The organism is Thiohalobacter sp. (assembly GCF_027000115.1).
Taxonomy (GTDB): Bacteria; Pseudomonadota; Gammaproteobacteria; order Thiohalobacterales; family Thiohalobacteraceae; genus JALTON01.
Genome location: NZ_JALTON010000015.1, coordinates 1 through 17,621, shown reverse-complemented (window position 1 = coordinate 17,621; position 17,621 = coordinate 1). Strand labels below are relative to the sequence as shown.

Annotated in this window: 14 protein-coding genes and 2 pseudogenes; 2 read left to right on the top strand and 14 right to left on the bottom strand. The window is 66.9% G+C overall.

Annotated elements, in window-relative coordinates; translation table 11 throughout:
- Positions 1-10: 10 nt before the first annotated feature.
- The 10 genes from accD to leuC form a co-directional block, all read right to left on the bottom strand.
- Positions 11-871, bottom strand: a complete 861-nt coding sequence (accD, locus tag MVF76_RS01835) for an acetyl-CoA carboxylase, carboxyltransferase subunit beta (RefSeq protein WP_297527085.1) — start codon at positions 869-871, stop codon at positions 11-13.
- Positions 868-1,725: a tryptophan synthase subunit alpha gene (gene trpA / locus MVF76_RS01830; RefSeq protein WP_297527084.1), complete on the bottom strand. Its 858-nt coding sequence runs from the start codon at positions 1,723-1,725 to the stop codon at positions 868-870. Before trpA ends, accD begins: the two co-directional genes overlap by 4 nt.
- Positions 1,722-2,948 (bottom strand): tryptophan synthase subunit beta, encoded by a 1,227-nt coding sequence (gene trpB / locus MVF76_RS01825; RefSeq protein WP_297527083.1) that lies wholly within the window; start codon positions 2,946-2,948, stop codon positions 1,722-1,724. Before trpB ends, trpA begins: the two co-directional genes overlap by 4 nt.
- Complete coding sequence (locus MVF76_RS01820) at positions 2,932-3,603, bottom strand: phosphoribosylanthranilate isomerase (protein ID WP_297527082.1); 672 nt, start codon at positions 3,601-3,603, stop codon at positions 2,932-2,934. The genes trpB and MVF76_RS01820 overlap by 17 nt, the downstream gene beginning before the upstream one ends.
- Before the next feature lie 333 nt (positions 3,604-3,936).
- Entirely contained in the window at positions 3,937-4,722 is a 786-nt protein-coding gene (gene truA, locus MVF76_RS01815) for a tRNA pseudouridine(38-40) synthase TruA (protein WP_297527081.1), read from the bottom strand.
- A 214-nt stretch (positions 4,723-4,936) separates the two neighbouring features.
- Positions 4,937-7,390 (bottom strand): FimV/HubP family polar landmark protein, encoded by a 2,454-nt coding sequence (locus tag MVF76_RS01810; protein WP_297527080.1) that lies wholly within the window; start codon positions 7,388-7,390, stop codon positions 4,937-4,939.
- Between the two features lie 129 nt (positions 7,391-7,519).
- Positions 7,520-8,542, bottom strand: coding sequence for an aspartate-semialdehyde dehydrogenase (locus tag MVF76_RS01805; protein WP_297527079.1), 1,023 nt, complete (start codon positions 8,540-8,542; stop codon positions 7,520-7,522).
- Between the two features lie 101 nt (positions 8,543-8,643).
- Entirely contained in the window at positions 8,644-9,723 is a 1,080-nt protein-coding gene (leuB, locus tag MVF76_RS01800) for a 3-isopropylmalate dehydrogenase (RefSeq protein ID WP_297527078.1), read from the bottom strand.
- Between the two features lie 148 nt (positions 9,724-9,871).
- On the bottom strand, positions 9,872-10,516 hold the full coding sequence (gene leuD, locus MVF76_RS01795) for a 3-isopropylmalate dehydratase small subunit (protein WP_297527076.1): 645 nt from the start codon (positions 10,514-10,516) through the stop codon (positions 9,872-9,874).
- A 128-nt stretch (positions 10,517-10,644) separates the two neighbouring features.
- Positions 10,645-12,048, bottom strand: a complete 1,404-nt coding sequence (gene leuC / locus MVF76_RS01790; RefSeq protein WP_297527074.1) for a 3-isopropylmalate dehydratase large subunit — start codon at positions 12,046-12,048, stop codon at positions 10,645-10,647.
- 149 nt (positions 12,049-12,197) lie between these two features.
- On the opposite strand from leuC, the gene MVF76_RS01785 reads away from it, so the two are divergent.
- A complete protein-coding gene (locus MVF76_RS01785) occupies positions 12,198-13,067 on the top strand; it encodes a LysR family transcriptional regulator (RefSeq protein ID WP_297527072.1) in 870 nt (289 codons plus the stop codon).
- Positions 13,068-13,076: 9 nt separating this feature from the next.
- Here MVF76_RS01785 and MVF76_RS01780 read toward each other — a convergent pair whose 3' ends face one another.
- Both MVF76_RS01780 and aroC read right to left on the bottom strand, forming a co-directional pair.
- On the bottom strand, positions 13,077-14,237 hold the full coding sequence (locus MVF76_RS01780) for an MFS transporter (protein WP_317622917.1): 1,161 nt from the start codon (positions 14,235-14,237) through the stop codon (positions 13,077-13,079).
- Between the two features lie 115 nt (positions 14,238-14,352).
- Positions 14,353-15,453, bottom strand: a complete 1,101-nt coding sequence (aroC, locus tag MVF76_RS01775) for a chorismate synthase (RefSeq protein WP_297527069.1) — start codon at positions 15,451-15,453, stop codon at positions 14,353-14,355.
- Positions 15,454-15,577: 124 nt separating this feature from the next.
- Here aroC and MVF76_RS01770 point away from each other — a divergent pair, with 124 nt between their 5' ends.
- Positions 15,578-15,778: a hypothetical protein gene (locus MVF76_RS01770; protein ID WP_297527067.1), complete on the top strand. Its 201-nt coding sequence runs from the start codon at positions 15,578-15,580 to the stop codon at positions 15,776-15,778.
- A 271-nt stretch (positions 15,779-16,049) separates the two neighbouring features.
- On the opposite strand, the pseudogene MVF76_RS01765 reads toward MVF76_RS01770, so the two are convergent.
- Positions 16,050-17,174, bottom strand: a pseudogene (locus tag MVF76_RS01765) (IS3 family transposase).
- Between the two features lie 146 nt (positions 17,175-17,320).
- Positions 17,321-17,500: pseudogene (locus MVF76_RS01760) on the bottom strand (transposase); the annotation flags it as partial.
- Positions 17,501-17,621 lie beyond the last annotated feature (121 nt).

Genomic DNA, 17,621 nt, shown 5'->3' with positions numbered 1-17,621 from the left:
GCTTCCGCGATCAGGAGGCCGCGCGGTGGGTGAACATGGCCAGCAGGCGGGCGATGCGCTCGCGCAGTTCGCGGCGATCGACGATCATGTCGATGGCGCCATGTTCGAGCAGGAACTCGCTGCGCTGGAAGCCTTCCGGCAGGGTCTCCCGCACCGTCTGCTCGATCACCCGCGGACCGGCAAAGCCGATCAGGGCATTGGGCTCGGCGATGTGCACGTCACCCAGCATGGCCAGACTGGCCGACACGCCCCCCATGGTCGGATCGGTGAGTACCGAAACGTAAGGCAGGCCGGCCTGTTTCAAGCGCCCCAGCGCAGCCGAGGTCTTGGCCATCTGCATCAGAGAGAACAGGGCTTCCTGCATGCGCGCACCGCCGCTGGCGGAGAAGCAGACCAGCGGCATGCGCTGCTCCATGCAGTGGTCGACCGCGCGCACGAAGCGCTCGCCCACCACCGCGCCCATGGAACCGCCCATGAAGCCGAACTCGAAGGCGCAGGCGACCAGCGGGATGCCGCACAGCTCTCCTTCCATCACCACCAGCGCATCGGTCTCGCCGGTCTTCTTCTGCGCCTGGGCGAGACGATCCCTGTACTTCTTGCTGTCCTTGAACTTGAGCACATCGACCGGATGCACCTCGGCGGCCAGCTCGGTACGCGGCGATTCATCGAGAAAGGTCTCCAGCCGCCGCCGCGCACCGATGCGCATGTGATGCGAGCACTTGGGGCAGACTTCGAGATTGCGTTCCAGCTCGGCGCGGTACAGCACCGAGCCGCAGGCGTCGCACTTGGTCCACAGGCCTTCCGGCACCGTGCGTTTGCTGCCGCCCTCGGTGCGAATGCGGCTGGGCATCAGTTTCTCGAACCAGCTCATGAGCCTGTTTCCTGTTGCTTGCCGGGCGCCGCCGGATGGGTCGCGCCTGTGGCCACGTCCATGGCCGCGCGCATCTCGCGCAGCACCCCGGTCACCGCCGGGGCGATCGCCTCCGGCCGGTCGGCCAGCTCCGCCACCCGCTGCACCAGCGCGCTGCCCACCACCACGGCATCCGCCACCCGTGCCACGGCGGCAGCCGACTCGGCATCGCGGATGCCGAAGCCGACACCGAGCGGCAGCGCGGTATGACGCCGGATCAGGCTCAGCCTCTCGGCGACCGCGGACACATCGAGCCGGTTGGCGCCGGTCACGCCCTTGAAGGACACGTAGTAGAGAAAGCCGCTGGCCACGGAGGCAATGCGGTCCATGCGCGTCTCGCCAGTGGTCGGCGACAGCAGGAAGATGGGATCGATCCCGGCACCCCGCAAGGCAACCACCAGATCATGCGCCTCCTCGGGCGGCAGGTCGACGGTCAGGGCACCATCGACGCCGGCCTCGCGCGCAGCCTCGGCGAAGGCCTCGTAACCCATCACTTCGACGGGATTGAGATACCCCATCAGCACCACGGGCGTGTCGGCATCACGCTCGCGGAAGCTGCGCACCATGCCCAGCACCTGGCGCAGGCTGACGTGATGGCGCAGGGCGCGCTCGCAGGCAGCCTGGATGGTCGGACCATCCGCCATGGGGTCGGAAAAGGGCACGCCCAGCTCGATGATGTCGGCGCCGGCCTCGACCATGGCATGCATCAGGGGCACGGTGACGTCCGGCTGCGGATCACCGGCCGTGACATAGGGAACGAGCACCTTGCGACCTTCGGATTTCAGCCGCTCGAAGCGGGCCTGGATGCGACTCATACCTCGATCCCCTCGTGCGCCGCCACGGTGTGGATGTCCTTGTCGCCGCGTCCGGACAGATTGACCACCACATGCTGATCGGGGCGCATCTCGCGCGCGAGCTTCGCGGCGTGGGCCAGGGCATGACTGGATTCGAGCGCCGGCAGGATGCCCTCGGTGCGGGTCAGTTCGTGGAAGGCGTCCAGCGCCTCGCTGTCGGTGGCCGCCACATACTGCGCGCGGCCGATGTCCCTGAGCCAGGCATGTTCCGGCCCCACGCCCGGATAGTCCAGCCCTGCGGAGATGGAGTGAGTCTCGATGATCTGGCCGTCCTCGTCTTCCATCAGGTAGGTGCGGTTGCCGTGCAGCACGCCGGGCCGCCCCGCGCACAGGGGCGCGGCATGACGGCCGCTTGCGATGCCCTCGCCGCCACCCTCGACGCCGTACATGGCCACACCTTCGTCGGCCAGGAAGGGATGGAACAGGCCGATGGCGTTCGAGCCTCCGCCCACGCAGGCGACCAGCGCATCCGGCAGGCAGCCCGCCTGATCCAGCATCTGCTGCCGCGCCTCCCGGCCGATCACTGCCTGGAAGTCGCGCACCAGCGCCGGATAGGGATGCGGTCCGGCCACGGTGCCGATGATGTAGAAGGTGGTATCGACGTGGGTCACCCAGTCGCGCATGGCCTCGTTGAGCGCGTCCTTGAGGGTCCTGGAGCCGGACTCCACGCCGATCACCTCGGCCCCGAGCAGGCGCATGCGATAGACATTGATGGCCTGGCGGCGGATGTCCTCGGCCCCCATGTAGATGACGCACTCCATGCCCAGCCGCGCCGCCACCGTGGCCGTGGCCACGCCGTGCTGGCCGGCGCCGGTCTCTCCGATCACGCGCGTCTTGCCCATGTGGCGGGCCAGCAGGGCCTGGCCGACGGTGTTGTTGATCTTGTGCGCGCCGGTGTGGTTCAGATCCTCGCGCTTGAGCCAGATCTGCGCGCCGCCGAGCCGCCGGCTCCAGCGCTCGGCGTGATAGAGCGGCGACGGACGACCCACGTAGTGGGCCAGATCGCGGTCCAGCTCGGCCCGGAATTCGGGATCGTTGCGCAGGCGTTCGTAGGCCTGGCGCAGTTCCTCGATGGGCTCCATCAGGGTCTCGGCGACGAAACGTCCACCGTAGGGCCCGAAGTGCCCGTTCTCGTCCGGCAGCTCGCCGGTGGTGGCCGTGACGGCCTCACTGGGTGTGGACACGATTCACTCCTTGCATGAAGGCTTCGATCAATGCGGCATCCTTGATGCCCTTTTCGCTTTCCACGCCGCTGCTGACATCGACGGCCCAGGGACGCACCCGGGCGATGGCCTCGCCGACATTGTCCGGCGTCAGGCCGCCCGCCAGCACCAGCGGCCGCGGCAGCCGCTCCGGAATCCGCGACCAGTCGCCCAGCTCACCGGTACCGCCGGGCAGTTCCGGATGCCAGGCATCGACCAGCAGGCCGCAGGCATCGGCGTAACGCTCCGCCTCGGCGGCCAGGTCCAGGCCCGGGCGCAGGCGGATGGCCTTGAGCCAGGGCCGGCCGAAGGCCGCGCAGTACTCGGGCGGCTCATCGCCGTGGAACTGCAGCAGGTCCAGATGGACCGCGTCCAGCGTGGCGCGCACCCGCTCCGGCGACGCATCCACGAACAGCCCCACCCGGGTCACGAACGGCGGCAGCGCGGCGGCCAGCGCGGCGGCCTGCGCGGGCGTCACCGCGCGGGGGCTTGGATTATGGAATACCAGACCAATGGCATCGGCACCGGCTGCCGATGCGGCGGCCGCGTCCTCGGTGCGGGTAATGCCGCAGATCTTGACCCGCACCCGGTTAGCCCGAAAATTGCACGAAGCCGCTGAAAACTGGAATCGCGCCATGTTTATCAAGCGCATTCTTCGTATATCAGCGGGTAGCGGTTTGTTACCGCACCGCTCTGCCGGCGTCTGCGCGCCTGGCGCGCCCGATCGCACCGCTTTTCACTCAAAACGTAGCAATGGCTACGCTTTTCGCTCCAAAGCGGCACGCTCGAACACGCCAGACGCACATCCATCCGGCAGCTTCGTGCAACTTTCGGGCTTGGCGTGTTCAAGGAACCTCGCTCGTCATTCAATGGTCGGATTGCGCGCACAGGCCAAGCGTGCAGCGCGCGTCCGGATTGCCCATTTTGCCACTCCCCCACCCGGGGCGCCATGCCGGAGCCGGGACGCGGATCAGGCCTGAAACGCCGGCAACCACCCGCTCCCGGGCAGGCCGAAGGCCTGCGGATAGCGCACGCCGACGAGATACAGGCCATCGGGGGGCGCGGTAATCCCGGCCAGGGCCCGATCCCGCGCGGCCAGCACCTCGGCGACCCAGTCCGGCGAGCGCTCGCCACTGCCGACCGCCATCAGGGTGCCCGCGATGTTGCGCACCATGTGGTGCAGGAAGGCATTGGCCTCGATATCGAGATGGATGAAGGGACCGGCCTCGCTCAGCTCCAGCCGGTGGATGGTGCGCACCGGATGCTTCGCCTGGCAGGCCAGTGCCCGGAAGGCGCTGAAGTCGTGCTCGCCCAGCAGATGGCGGGCGGCAGCCTGCATGGGCGCGACATCGAGCGCCTTGTGAACCCAGCTCACCCGCCGCGCCAGCAGCGCCGGCCGCGCGGCGCGGCGCAGGATGACATAGCGATAGCTGCGGGTCCGGGCCGAGAACCGGGCGTGGAAGTCGTCCGCGACCTCGCGCGCCCAGAGGATACTGACGGTGTCCGGCAGGTTGGCATTGCCCCCCAGCACCCAGGCATGCCGCTCGCGCACGGCATGGGTATCGAAGTGCACCACCTGGGCGGTGGCATGCACGCCGGTGTCGGTGCGCCCAGCGCAGACCACCCGCACGCGATGGTCGGCCACCCTGGACAGCGCCGCCTCCACCGCGTCCTGGACGCTGGGCGCATGCGGCTGGCTCTGCCAGCCGTTGAAGGCGCTGCCGTCGTATTCGATGCCGAGTGCGATGCGGGTCATGACAACCTACAGGTCAAAAGCAACGGCCCGGGGAGCTGGCCCGCATATTGCGTCAGGGCGGAAGTGGGCGGTAGACAAGCTGTTGTGTTGGCGGGCGACGGGCCGGAGTCAGGCCCCATTTTCCGGAGCACGGTTTGTGGCCGCCCGCTTCCTGCTGCGGCCCTGGTGGATTTTCGCCCGGCCTCGGGGCCGCGCGGCTTTCCATGGTCGGGCCTCAGCCGAGCTGGTCGAGCAGCGCCTGGGCCTCCTTGCGCTGGTCCTCGTTGCCCTCGTCCAGAACCTCGGAGAGGATACTGCGGGCACCTTCCGGGTCACCCATTTCCACATAGGCGCGGGCAAGATCCAGCTTGGTAGCGACCTCGTCGGACGTGGCCAGCGAACCCTCGCCACCGAGCGCCTCCTCGATCTCCTCGGTGGCGCTGCTGACCAGATCCTCGGTCGGGCTTTCGTCCATCTGGAAATCGAGCCCCTCGTCAGCCGGGGCGGCGGCCTCGGATTCGGGCGATTCGCTCTCTCCGCCAAAGGACTCCAGCCCCTCCAGCGAGAACTCCAGGCTGTTGTCTTCTTCCTCCGCCGGCGCCGCTTCTTCGCCCGCACCGCCCGGAACCTCCAGACCCTCGAGCATCTCCAGCGCGTCGGTCGCCTCTGCGGATGCCTCGGGCTCGGCTTCAGGGGCCTCCGGCGTGGCCGCTGCCTCGGCGCCCTCGCCGCCGTACAGCGGATTGCCGGGATTCAGTTCGCGACCCATCTCCATCACGTGATCCCAGACCGGATCCTCGGCACCGGCCAGACGCGCGGCCAGGGCCTCGGCCTCGGCGTCGAAGGCGGGAACGTTGCGGGCGGCATGGTAGATCTCGAGCAGCTTGCCACGCAGTTCGATCCGCTCCGGTTCGGCCTCGATGGCACTCTTGATCAGCTCCTCGGCCTGCTGGAAGCGACCGTAGGCCAGGTAGACATCGGCTTCGGCGATGGGATCGGCCTCGGCCTCGTTCTGGATGGCCCCCATGTCGCTGACCGAGAAGTCGGTGAACAGGGTGGAATCCGAGGGCGTCTCCTGCTTGCCCTGATCAGCCGTCGTCTCGGCCGGGGCACCCGCCTGCTCCGCTGCACCGGCAACCGCCGCGGCCCCGGCTGCGGCTGCAGTGGCCGGGGCCGGCGTGGCCGGCGCCGGTGTCCGGGGCGCCTCGCCACCCGCCAGGATGCTTTCCTGGAAGTCGGTGCCTTCCATGCGCCGGCGGCGACCGCCGAGCCAGGCGAACAGGCCTATCAGTACTACCACCAGGGCGGCACCCGCCTGCCACAACGGGTTGTTCATGAACTTCGCCACCAGGCCCTCGTCCGCAACCTGTGCCGAGGTCTCCTCGACGATCTCTTCTTCCATCGACGGCGGCACGGACCCGGGCTGGGCCTCCGGGGCTCGCGCGGCTGTCGCCGGCGTCTCCGGTTCGGGGGCAACTGCCGGGGACTCGGCTGCCGTTTCCGGCACCGCTTCAGCCGGCGCAGTCCCGGCAGGCGTCTCCCCGGCCGGGACAGGGGCCTGTCCGGCCACGCCGCCCTGCAACCGGGCCAGCTCCTGGTCCTTGAGCTGGATCAGACGGTGCAGCTGGGCGATCTGGGCCTCGAGCTGGGCCAGGCGATCACTGAGTTCCTGGTTCTGCTGCTGCTGGGCCTGGACCGCCTCGACGGCAACCGCCAGTTCGCTGCGCATATCGTCCAGCGCGGCCTCGCCGCCGGTACCGGCACCGGCGGAAGCCGAAGCGGCCTTGTCCGGTGCGACCAGCTTGAGCTGGGCGTCCGCCGGGGCCTCCGGTGCCACTGCCGCGGCGCCGCCGCCAGTCGCTGCGGGCTTGCGCTCGATGGTGCCGCTGCGGGCCGCCTGCGTCGCCGACGCCCGCCCTTCCCGCCACAGGCGGTTCTGGCGGCTGACTTCGCGCCGGGCCTCGGCCTGGCTGATCGCGGTCATCTCCTCGCGGGAGGGGATACGCAGCACGTAGCCCGCCTTCAGGTAGTTGATGTTGCCGTGACTGAAGGCCTCGGGATTGGCCTCCAGCAGCGCGAGCATGGTCTGTTCCATGGTCACCCCGCCGTCGGGGCGTACCTGTTCGGCGATCTGCCACAGGGTATCGTTGCGCCGGGTGGGGCCATATTCCCCGGCACGGGCGGTCATGCGCGGCGCGCGCACGGCCGGCTGCGGTGCCGCAGCCCGACGCGGTTCAGTCCGGGGCGCCGGCGCAGTCGTGGTCGCGGCCTGCGTCGCCGGCGCCGGCGCAGGCATCAGGACCGGGGGGTCGACGAGCACCGTGTATTCGCGGATCACCTGGCCCGCGCTCCAGCTCGCCTCGAGCAGGAAATCCAGGAAGGGCTCGCGCACCGGATCGCGGGTGGTGATCCGGACCACCGCGCTGCCGTCGGGGCGCTTCTCGACGCTGAACCGCATGCGGGTATGGAAGTGCACCCGCTCCAGCCCCGCCTTCCGGTAGGCCTCGGGCGGCGCCAGGGTCACGCGCAGCTCGTTGAGTTCCTTGGGGGTGGGTGACAGCAGCTCGACTTCGGCGTCGAGAGGCTGGTTGAGGGCGGAATTGAGTCTGATGTCGCCGAGTCCGAGCGCGAACGACTGGCTGGCGAAGGCTCCGAGCATGGCCGTGACCAGGGCCGATTTCCTAACCATTTTGTGTCCTCTCGTGGTCAAGGGCGCCGCTCTCCGGTGCGGGCCCGAACCTGTGGCCTGTCTGAAAAACTTGATGCAAGTAAACGGACTGTCAGGGTTTTTCTTTAGCGGCTCCCGGTCAACTATAGCCTACAAATGGTCTTTGACCAACAGTTCCGCGATCTGGATGCTGTTCAGTGCCGCACCTTTGCGCACATTATCGGCGACCACCCACAAATCTAAACCTTTCGGATGGGAAATATCCTCCCGGATCCGGCCCACGTAAACCGGGTCATGGTTCGCAGCTTCGGTCACCGCCGTGGGGTAACCCCCGTCGGCGTGGACGTCCATCACCACCACGCCCGGTGCCTGCGCCAGCAGTTCGCGGGCCCGGTCGGCAGTGATCTTGTCGCGGGTTTCGATATGGACGGCCTCGGAATGACCGTAGAAGACCGGCACCCGGACACAGGTCGGATTCACCTCGATGCGGTCGTCACCCATGATCTTGCGAGTCTCCCACACCATCTTCATCTCTTCCTTGGTGTAGCCGTTGTCCATGAACACATCGATGTGCGGCAGGCAGTTGAAGGCGATCTGCTTCGGGTACACCTGGGTCTCGATGGGCTGGCCGTTGAGCAGCCGGGCACTCTGGGTGGCCAGTTCCTCGATGGCCTCCTTGCCGGTGCCGGACACCGCCTGGTAGGTACAGACGTTGATGCGCTCGATGCCCGCGGCATCGTGGATCGGCTTCAGGGCCACCAGCATCTGGATGGTCGAACAGTTGGGGTTGGCGATGATGCCGCGGTTGCTGTACTCGGCCACCTTCTCCGGATTGACCTCCGGCACCACCAGCGGGATATCGTCTTCATAGCGGAACTGGGAGGTGTTGTCGATCACCACGCAGCCCGCCGCCGCGGCCCTGGGCGCATATTCCTTCGACACCGAGGCACCCGGCGAGAACAGCCCGATCTGCACCTTCGAAAAGTCGAATTCGGCCAGGTCCTGCACCACCAGCTGGCGATCGCCGAAGCGCACCTTCTTGCCCGCCGAACGGCTGCTGGCCACCGCATACACCTCCCCGACCGGAAACTTCCGCTCCGCCAGGATCTCCAGCATGGTCTCGCCGACCGCCCCGGTCGCGCCCACTACCGCCACGTCATAGGTCTTGCTCATCTGCACCTAACTCCTGAAAGTTGCCTTCATTAGCCACGGAATCCACCGAATCCACGGAACATAATCTGTTTCAGTGGATACCGTGGATTCCGTGGCCATGATCAATTCCGCAGCGCAGCGACCACGGCATCGCCCATTTCAGCCGTGCCCACTTCGCGCATGCCGGGCTGCATGATGTCGGGCGTGCGCAGGCCCTGGTCGAGCACGGCGCCGACGGCGGCCTCGATGCGATCGGCCAGCGCCGGCTGGTCGAGACTGTAGCGCAGCATCATGGCCACGGACAGGATGGTCGCCAGCGGGTTGGCGATACCCTTGCCGGCGATGTCCGGCGCGGAGCCGTGGATGGGTTCGTACATGCCCTGCCCCTGCTCGTTGAGCGAGGCCGACGGCAACATGCCGATGGAGCCGGTAAGCATGGCCGCCTCGTCCGAGAGGATATCGCCGAACATGTTGGTGGTCACGATGACGTCGAACTGCTTGGGCGCCCGGACCAGTTGCATGGCGGCATTGTCCACGTACATGTGCGAAAGCTCGATGTCCGGGTATTCGCCGGCCAGCCCGGTCATGACCTCGCGCCACAGCTCGGTGCATTCGAGCACGTTGGCCTTGTCCACCGAGCACACCCGCCCGCCACGCTTGCCGGCGATGTCGAAGGCGACGCGGCCGATGCGGCGGATCTCCGACTCCGAATAGACCAGGGTATTGAACCCCTCGCGCTCACCGTTGTCGAGCGTGCGGACCCCCCGCGGCCGGCCGAAATAGATGCCGCCGGTCAACTCGCGCACGATCATGATGTCCAGCCCGGCGACCACCTCGGGCCTGAGGCTGGAGGCCTCGGCGAGCTGGGGATAGAGGATGGCCGGGCGCAGGTTGGCAAACAGCCCCAGCCCCGCACGCAGGCCGAGCAGGCCCTTCTCGGGACGCACCGCAATGTCCAGCGGCTCCCACTTCGGCCCACCGACGGCGCCCAGCAGGATGCCATCGGCGGCCTTCGCCGCCTCCAGCGTGGCCTCCGGCAGCGGCGAACCCGTTTCGTCATAGGCCGCGCCGCCCACCAGGCCCTCGCTCAGCTCGACCCCCAGGCCGGCCGTCTCCGTCAAGTGGCGCAACACCTTCATCGCCTCGGCCACGATCTCGGGCCCGATGCCGTCACCCGGCAGTACCAGTATCTTCTTCATCATCTACCGTCCCAGTCGATTGCGGATGTCGATGGCCGCGGGGACCACTGAATCCACGGAAAGGAAAGAGGTCTGTTCCAGGCACCGCACAGAGGCGCGCGCCACAGGGACCGTTGCCGTGGGCGCAGTGGTTCCTGTGGCCATCCGCATTTCAAGCATTCTCGAACAGCCAGGGCGCCTCTTGCCGCCGGCGCGCCTCGTAGGCGCGGATCTCGTCGGCGTGCTGCAGGGTCAGGCCGATGTCGTCCAGGCCATTGAGCAGGCAGTAGCGGCGGAACGCGTCCACCTCGAAGGGGATCACCTCGCCCGAGGGCGTGGTAATGGTCTGCGCCTCGAGATCGATGGTGAGCCGGTAGCCCTCGTTGGCCTCCACCTCGCGGAACAGCCGGTCCACGGTCTGCTCGTCGAGGACGATGGGCAGCAGGCCGTTCTTGAAGCTGTTGTTGTAGAAGATGTCGGCAAAGCTCGGCGCGATGACGCTGCGGATGCCATAGTCGGTGAGCGCCCACACCGCATGCTCTCGCGAGGAGCCGCAACCGAAGTTCTCCCGCGCCAGCAGGATCTCGGCGCCCTGGTAGCGCGGCTGTTTGAGCACGAAGTCCGGGTTCGGGCGGCGTTTCGAGTGATCCATGCCCGGCTCGCCGGGATCGAGATAGCGCCAGTCGTCGAACAGGTTGGGCCCGAACCCGGTGCGCTTGACCGACTTGAGGTACTGCTTGGGGATGATGGCATCGGTATCAACATTGGGCCGATCCAGCGGCGCCACCAGCCCGGTGAAGGTTTCAAATTTGTCCATGGTCTTCCCTCAAGACATGGCCACGGGACCCGCTGAACCCACGAAAAGAACAATGGCGTCAAGCATCTCGAACGCAGCGATGGATGACATCGGTGTTTCCGTGGATTCAGTGGATTCCGTGGCTATTCTCAACACTCCCGCACGTCCACGAAATGACCCGCAACGGCCGCAGCGGCGGCCATGGCCGGACTGACCAGATGGGTACGCCCGCCCTGCCCCTGGCGCCCCTCGAAGTTGCGGTTCGAGGTGCTGGCACAGCGCTCGCCGGGTTCCAGGCGATCCGCGTTCATGGCCAGGCACATTGAACAGCCCGGCTCGCGCCACTCGAAACCGGCCTCGAGGAAGATCTCGTGCAGGCCCTCCTCCTCGGCCTGCTGCTTCACCAGACCGGAGCCCGGCACCACCATGGCCTGTTTCACGCCCTCGGCCACCTTGCGCCCCTTGACCACCGCCGCGGCGGCGCGCAGATCCTCGATGCGCGAGTTGGTGCAGGAGCCGATGAACACCTTGTCCACCGCCACCTCGCTGATGGGCGTGCCCGGCTCGAGCCCCATGTACGCCAGGGCCTTGCGCATGCCGGCCGCCTTCACCGCATCGGGCTCCTCGGCGGGATCCGGGATGCGCCCGTCGATGGGCACCACCATCTCGGGCGAGGTGCCCCAGGTCACCTGCGGGCGGATGTCGGCGGCCTCGATCACCACCTCGGTATCGAACACGGCGTCCGGATCCGAATGCAGGGTCTTCCAGTGCGCCTCGGCCCGGTCCCACAGCGCGCCCTTCGGCGCCCAGGGCCGGCCGCGCACATAGTCGATGGTGGTGTCGTCCACCGCGATCATGCCGGCACGGGCGCCGGCCTCGATGGCCATGTTGCACACCGTCATGCGCCCCTCCATGGACAGCGCCCGGATGGCCTCGCCGGCGAACTCGATGGCATGTCCGGTGCCGCCCGCGGTGCCGATCTCGCCGATGATGGCGAGTACGATGTCCTTGGCCGTCACCCCCGGGCCGACCTGGCCGCGCACAGTGACGCGCATGTTCTTCATCTTCTTCTGGATGAGACACTGGGTGGCCAGCACGTGCTCCACCTCGGAGGTACCGATGCCGAAGGCCAGTGCGCCGAAGGCACCATGGGTGGAGGTGTGCGAGTCGCCGCAGACCACCGTCATCCCCGGCAGGGTGAAGCCCTCTTCCGGGCCGATGACGTGCACGATGCCCTGACGGACGTCGTTCATCGGGAACTCGGTGATGCCGAATTCCCGGCAGTTGCGGTCCAGCGTCTCCACCTGGATGCGCGATACCGGGTCCTGGATCCCCCGGCTGCGGTCGGTGGTGGGCACGTTGTGGTCCGGCACCGCCAGCACCGCATCGGTGCGCCAGGGCCTGCGCCCGGCCAGGCGCAGCCCCTCGAAGGCCTGCGGCGAGGTGACCTCGTGCACCAGATGCCGGTCGATGTAGAGCAGCGCGGTGCCGTCCTCCTCGGTACGCACCAGGTGCTCGTCCCAAAGCTTGTCGTAGAGGGTCTTTCCGCGCATGGCCGCATCCTGTCCTTGCAGTAGTCCCGATGCCGGCATTGTAGCCTTGAAAACAAATTACAGAAATTCATATTTTTTATTTTTTATATTCCGATATATTATAGATAGGTCGAATCGAACGCCCCCGTGGCACAGAGCCCCGTCGACGCATGGACATCCGCAACCTCCAGGCCTTCGTCCGGGTCGCTGAAAGCGGCTCCTTCTCGCTGGCCGCCGAGCGGCTTCACCTGACCCAGCCCGCGGTGAGCAAGCGCATCGCGGCCCTGGAATCCGGCCTGGCGCACCGTCTGTTCGACCGCATGGGCCGCCGTTTGCGCCTGACGGAGGCCGGCGAAACCCTGCTGCCGCGCGCACGCCGCATCCTTGCCGAATTCGAGGATGCGCGCCGGCGGCTGGAAGACCTGTCCGGCGAGGTCGGCGGCCATCTGCGCCTGGGCACCAGCCACCACATCGGCCTGCACCGGCTGCCGCCGCTGCTTCGCGACTTCACCCGGCGCTATCCCGAGGCACAGCTCGACCTGGAGTTCCTCGACTCGGAAGCAGCCTGCGAGGCCGTCGCCCAGGGCCGGCTGGACCTGGGCGTGGTCACCCTGCCCACCCGCCCGCCTGACAATCTGCGCGTGATCCCGGTCTGGCCCGATCCGCTGGCCTTCGTGGTCGCCCCCGACCATCCCCTGGCCGTTCACCGGCGGGTCAGCCCATCCCGGCTCGCCGAACACCGCGCGATCCTTCCCGGCCCGGAAACCTATACCGGCCAGATCATCGCCCGCGCCTTTCAGGCCAGAGGCGTGCAGCTCGACGCCGGCCCCTCGATCCACTATCTGGAGACGATCAAGATGCTGGTCGCGGTGGGCCTCGGGTGGAGCCTGTTGCCGCGCAGCCTGCTGGATGAACAGTTGATCGAAGTGCAGGTACAGGGGCTCGGGAAGCTCTCGCGCACCCTGGGGCTGGTGCGGCACCGGGAACGCACCCTCTCCAATGCCGCGCAGGCCTTCGTCGACCTGTTGACCCCCGACTGAGCGCCTGCGTCAGTCTCGCCCGCCGGACATGGGCGCCGATACTCGACCCTGCACATATTGCCAGGCCACCAGGGTCGCCAGCAGCGCGGCACCTGCCGCAGCGAGGTAGGTGCCCTGAGGTCCGATACCCGCCCAGAGGTACCCCGCCGCCAGGCTGCCAACGGCCCCGCCGGCGCCGAAGCTCAGGCTGGAATACAAGGCCTGCCCCCGCCCCTGGTGGCGACCACGAAAGTGGGCATGGATCAGATGAATGACGACCGCGTGGTAGACGCCGAAACTGGCCGCGTGCAGGCCCTGCGCAAACAGCATCAGCACCAGATGCTCGGGAAAACCGGCAATCAGACCCCAGCGCAGTGCCGTCAGCAGCAGGCTGCCCAGCAGCAGCCGGCGCGGACCGAAGCGTGGCAGCCAGCGATGCATCACCAGGAACACGCCGATCTCCGCCACTACCCCCAGCGCCCACAATTGTCCGATCAACGTCCGGCTGTAGCCATGGCCCTCCATGTAGAGGGTGTAGAAGGTGTAGTAGGGCCCGTGGCTGGCCTGCATCAGAAAGCACACCACCAGCAGCGCACGCACCTCGGGCCGGGCCAGCACCTGCCGGATGGGGCCATGGTCGGCCGGCGCGCCACCGCTGGCCTCCTCGCGCACGCCGAGGCTGGCCAGCCAGATGGCCGCGAACAGGCCGGCGATCAGCCAGGGCAGCAGCGCGGGATCGTGGCGGTCGAGCAGCGGTCCGATGCCGGCCACGGTAACGATGAAGCCAATGGAGCCCCACAGGCGGACGATGCTGTAGCGATGGGCCCGGTCACCGAGATGGGTCAGGGTGACGGCCTCGAACTGGGGCAGCGAGGCGTTCCAGAAGAAGCTGAACACCGCCATCACCAGCGCCAGCCACAGGTAGCCCTGCCCCAGGAACACGCCCAGGAAGGTCACCAGCGAGGCCAGCGAGGCCAGCCGGATGATGGCCATGCGCCGGCCGGTATGATCGGCGATCCAGCCCCAGATGTTGGGCGCCACCAGCTTGGTGGCCATGAGGATGGCGATCAGCTCGCCGATGGCCGCCGCATCGAAGCCCAGTGACCTGAGATACAGGCTCCAGTAGGGCACCAGCGCACCGAGGGAGGCGAAGTAGAAGAAGTAGAAGGCTGACAGGCGCCAGTACACGATCCCTGTTCCAGGAATGCGGGTGAGCGCAAGATTATACGGGGAATGACACCTGAACTGGGGCAGTCCGGGGCGCCCTGTCGCTGCGAACCTTACGGCGGCAGCGGTTGGCTGGCGATCAATCGGGACAGGCGGGAATGACAGGCGTGCCGGAGGCCACATCCGCGTTCTGTGCCCGGTGCCGCAGCCAGTGATCCATCAGCACGATGGCCAGCATGGCCTCGGCGATGGGCGTGGCGCGGATGCCCACGCAGGGATCGTGCCGACCCTTGGTGACGACCTCGACCGGTTCGCCGGCAAGATTCACCGATCGGCCCGGCAGCCGCAGGCTGGAGGTCGGCTTGAGCGCGATGCGGGCGACGATGTCCTGCCCCGAGGAGATGCCGCCCAGCACACCACCGGCGTGGTTGCTGACAAAACCCTCCGGGGTGATCTCGTCGCGGTGCTCGGTGCCGCGCTGTTCCACGCTGGCGAAGCCGGCACCGATCTCGACCCCCTTTACTGCGTTGATGCTCATCAGCGCATGGGCGATGTCGGCGTCGAGGCGGTCGAAGATGGGCTCGCCCAGTCCCGGCGGCACGCCGGTCGCCACCACCGTCACCTGGGCCCCGATGGAATCGCCCGACTTGCGCAGCCGGTCCATGAAGTCCTCCAGTTCCGGCACCTGGTCGGCATCGGGCCAGAAGAAGGGATTGGTTTCCACCGCCGACCAGTCGAAGTCATTGGGCCGTAGCGGCCCGAGCCGGGACAGGTAACCACGGATCCCGATGCCGAGGCGCTCGCGCAGGTACTTCTTGGCGATGGCCCCGGCGGCCACGCGCATGGCCGTCTCGCGGGCGGAGGAGCGCCCGCCGCCACGATAGTCGCGGAAGCCGTACTTCTGCTGGTAGGTATAGTCGGCATGGCCCGGGCGAAACCGGTCCATGATGTCCGAATAGTCCTTCGAGCGCTGATCCGTATTGTGAATGATCAGCCCGATGGGGGTGCCGGTGGTGCGGCCCTCGAACACCCCGGAGAGGATCTGCACCTGGTCGGCCTCGCGGCGTTGGGTCGTGTGCCGGCTCTTGCCGGGCTTGCGCCGGTCGAGGTCGTGCTGCAGGTCGGCCTCGCTCAGCTCCAGGCCGGGCGGGCAGCCATCCACCACGCAGCCCAGCGCGGGCCCGTGGCTCTCGCCAAAGCTGGTGACAACAAAGAGTTTTCCAAAACTGTTTCCGGACATGGCGGGCTATTGTACACAGCTTCCCGAGGCACGGCTAAAGCCCCGGAGGCCGACGCCGATAGTCGGGATGAGGCGCCACACGGGGGGTGTGGGCCGATCAACGACGGAATGACAGGATCGAGACGTGAACTATCGAGACTCCCGCTTCGGCCCCAGGATCGGACACTACATGGGCCATCCCATCTTCAAAACCATCGACGCGCCCGAAGGCCACTACGAATTCGACCGCATCGCCGCCTACGCCGACGACGGCTATCCGCTCGACCAGCTGGCCAGCAACGAGGTGATGTTCCCGGAAGGCGTGGTCTACCGCCAGACCGGCTGAGGCCGCCGCATCGGTATACCGGCGCCCGGGCAGAACGGGCGCAGGCGGATGGTTTCGTGGCGCGCCTGCCCGCGTCGCCGCGAACCACCCCCGCCTGCGCAGGCGCCCAGGCCTCGGCGCCTCACGCCTCACTCACCTAGCCCGCATGTTGTACCGGGGCTGCGGATGATGGCGGATTTGCAGCCGGGCTCGGGAGGCGCTGGAACAAAGCCGTAGCCGTCGCTACGGCTTGAGTGAAGCGCCCCCGAGGCCGAGCGAAAATCCGCTGGAGTTACCCCGCTTCAGTGGACAGTTCCACATTTGGGGTCTGAACCCCGCCCTTGTGCTGGCTATGCTGCCGCTCGAAGCTGATCGGTGACAGATAGCCCAGCGACGAGTGTAGACGATGCGGATTGTACCAATCCTCGATGAACTCGAAGATGGCATGCTCCGCCTCGGCACGTGTGCGGAATGTGCTCCTATCCAGCAGCTCACATTCCAGGGTAGCGAAGAAGCTCTCCGCCATGGCATTGTCGAAGCAGTCCCCGACGCTGCCCATCGATGGCCGCACACCGGCTTCCTCACAGCGCCGGCTGAAAGCCAGCGACGTATACTGGCACCCCTGGTCCGAGTGATGTACGACCGCCTCGGGCTGGCGTTGCCGCAGCGCCATGTTGAGCGCCGAGAGCACCAGTTCGGTCCGCAAGTGCGCCGCCATGGCCCAGCCCACGATACGCCGGCTTCCGAGGCCTCGGCGGTAAATTGCCGCTCCACCAGGTCCGGTGCCGGTCGCGCCGTACCGACACGGGACGCCGTGCAGCAACCCTTGCGGCGGCTGGCGCCCACCAGCCCCTTGGCCTTCATCAGCCGCGCCACCCGATTGCGGCCAACCTGCTCGCCTTCTGCACGCAGTTCGGCGTGAATCCGGGGCGCACCATAGGTCCCACTAGAGCGCGCGTGGATCACCTCTACCTTGTCAGCCAGTTCGGCATCCCGCCGCGTCCTGGCCGACTCGGGACGCTTCAGCCACGCATAGAACTCGCTCGTGGAGACTCCGAGCAGCCGGCACATCGTGGCAACAGGGTAATCGGCCCGATTCACTTTCACGAACTCGAAGACTTCGGCGGCACCGAGTCGGTCTCCCGGGCGAACCAGGCCGCGGTTTTTGCCAGGATCTCCCGCTCGATCTTGAGCTGGCCGATCTCACGCCGTAGACGCTGCAGCTCCTCCGCTCCGGGCTCGTCAGGCCGTCATCACGACGCCCCTCGTCACGGTCTGCCTGCCGCACCCAGTTGCGGATGCTCTCCGCCGTCGGCTCGAACTCCCGGGCCAGCGACTCCGGGGTACGCCCGGCCCGTACCAGCTCAACCATCTGTTGCCGAAACTCCGGCGGATATGGTTTCCTCGTCTTGCCCATTTCCAGACACCTCCTCTCAAATCTTCAGGTGTCCACAAAAACGGGGCAACTCCAACTTTGTGTTTTGTGGTCATCGCTCTAAGGAACGTCTGATCTATTCATTCTTACAGCGACATTACGATACATTTGTCTTTGAGCCGGCGGATTCAACTCGCTAGTGCAACGGGCGGGTTGATGCCGAAAAATACCTGATTGGGTGTTTTCATTCCAAGGCATTTCCTTGGCCGGTTGTTGAGTCTGTTCATGACGTGCTGGATGTCCTTGTCAGTGATGGTGGCGAAGTCGCAGCCCTTGGGGAAGTACTGGCGGATAAGGCCGTTTGGGTTGCCCCTCGAATATTCTGGACACATATTTGGTCGTAGAGTGAGAGCGACAGGAGGTGTCCATGAGCAAGAAGTCATCGGTGAAGCGGTGGTCGGCGAAGCGCAAGCAGGAGGTGGTATTGCG

Bases quoted from the DNA above. Each gene is read 5' to 3' on its own strand.
- accD (WP_297527085.1), bottom strand. From the start codon at position 871: ATGAGCTGGTTCGAGAAACTGATGCCCAGCCGCATTCGCACCGAGGGC.
- trpA (WP_297527084.1), bottom strand. From the start codon at position 1,725: ATGAGTCGCATCCAGGCCCGCTTCGAGCGGCTGAAATCCGAAGGTCGC.
- MVF76_RS01820 (WP_297527082.1), bottom strand. From the start codon at position 3,603: ATGGCGCGATTCCAGTTTTCAGCGGCTTCGTGCAATTTTCGGGCTAAC.
- truA (WP_297527081.1), bottom strand. From the start codon at position 4,722: ATGACCCGCATCGCACTCGGCATCGAATACGACGGCAGCGCCTTCAAC.
- MVF76_RS01810 (WP_297527080.1), bottom strand. From the start codon at position 7,390: ATGGTTAGGAAATCGGCCCTGGTCACGGCCATGCTCGGAGCCTTCGCC.
- MVF76_RS01805 (WP_297527079.1), bottom strand. From the start codon at position 8,542: ATGAGCAAGACCTATGACGTGGCGGTAGTGGGCGCGACCGGGGCGGTC.
- leuB (WP_297527078.1), bottom strand. From the start codon at position 9,723: ATGATGAAGAAGATACTGGTACTGCCGGGTGACGGCATCGGGCCCGAG.
- leuD (WP_297527076.1), bottom strand. From the start codon at position 10,516: ATGGACAAATTTGAAACCTTCACCGGGCTGGTGGCGCCGCTGGATCGG.
- leuC (WP_297527074.1), bottom strand. From the start codon at position 12,048: ATGCGCGGAAAGACCCTCTACGACAAGCTTTGGGACGAGCACCTGGTG.
- MVF76_RS01785 (WP_297527072.1), top strand. From the start codon at position 12,198: ATGGACATCCGCAACCTCCAGGCCTTCGTCCGGGTCGCTGAAAGCGGC.
- aroC (WP_297527069.1), bottom strand. From the start codon at position 15,453: ATGTCCGGAAACAGTTTTGGAAAACTCTTTGTTGTCACCAGCTTTGGC.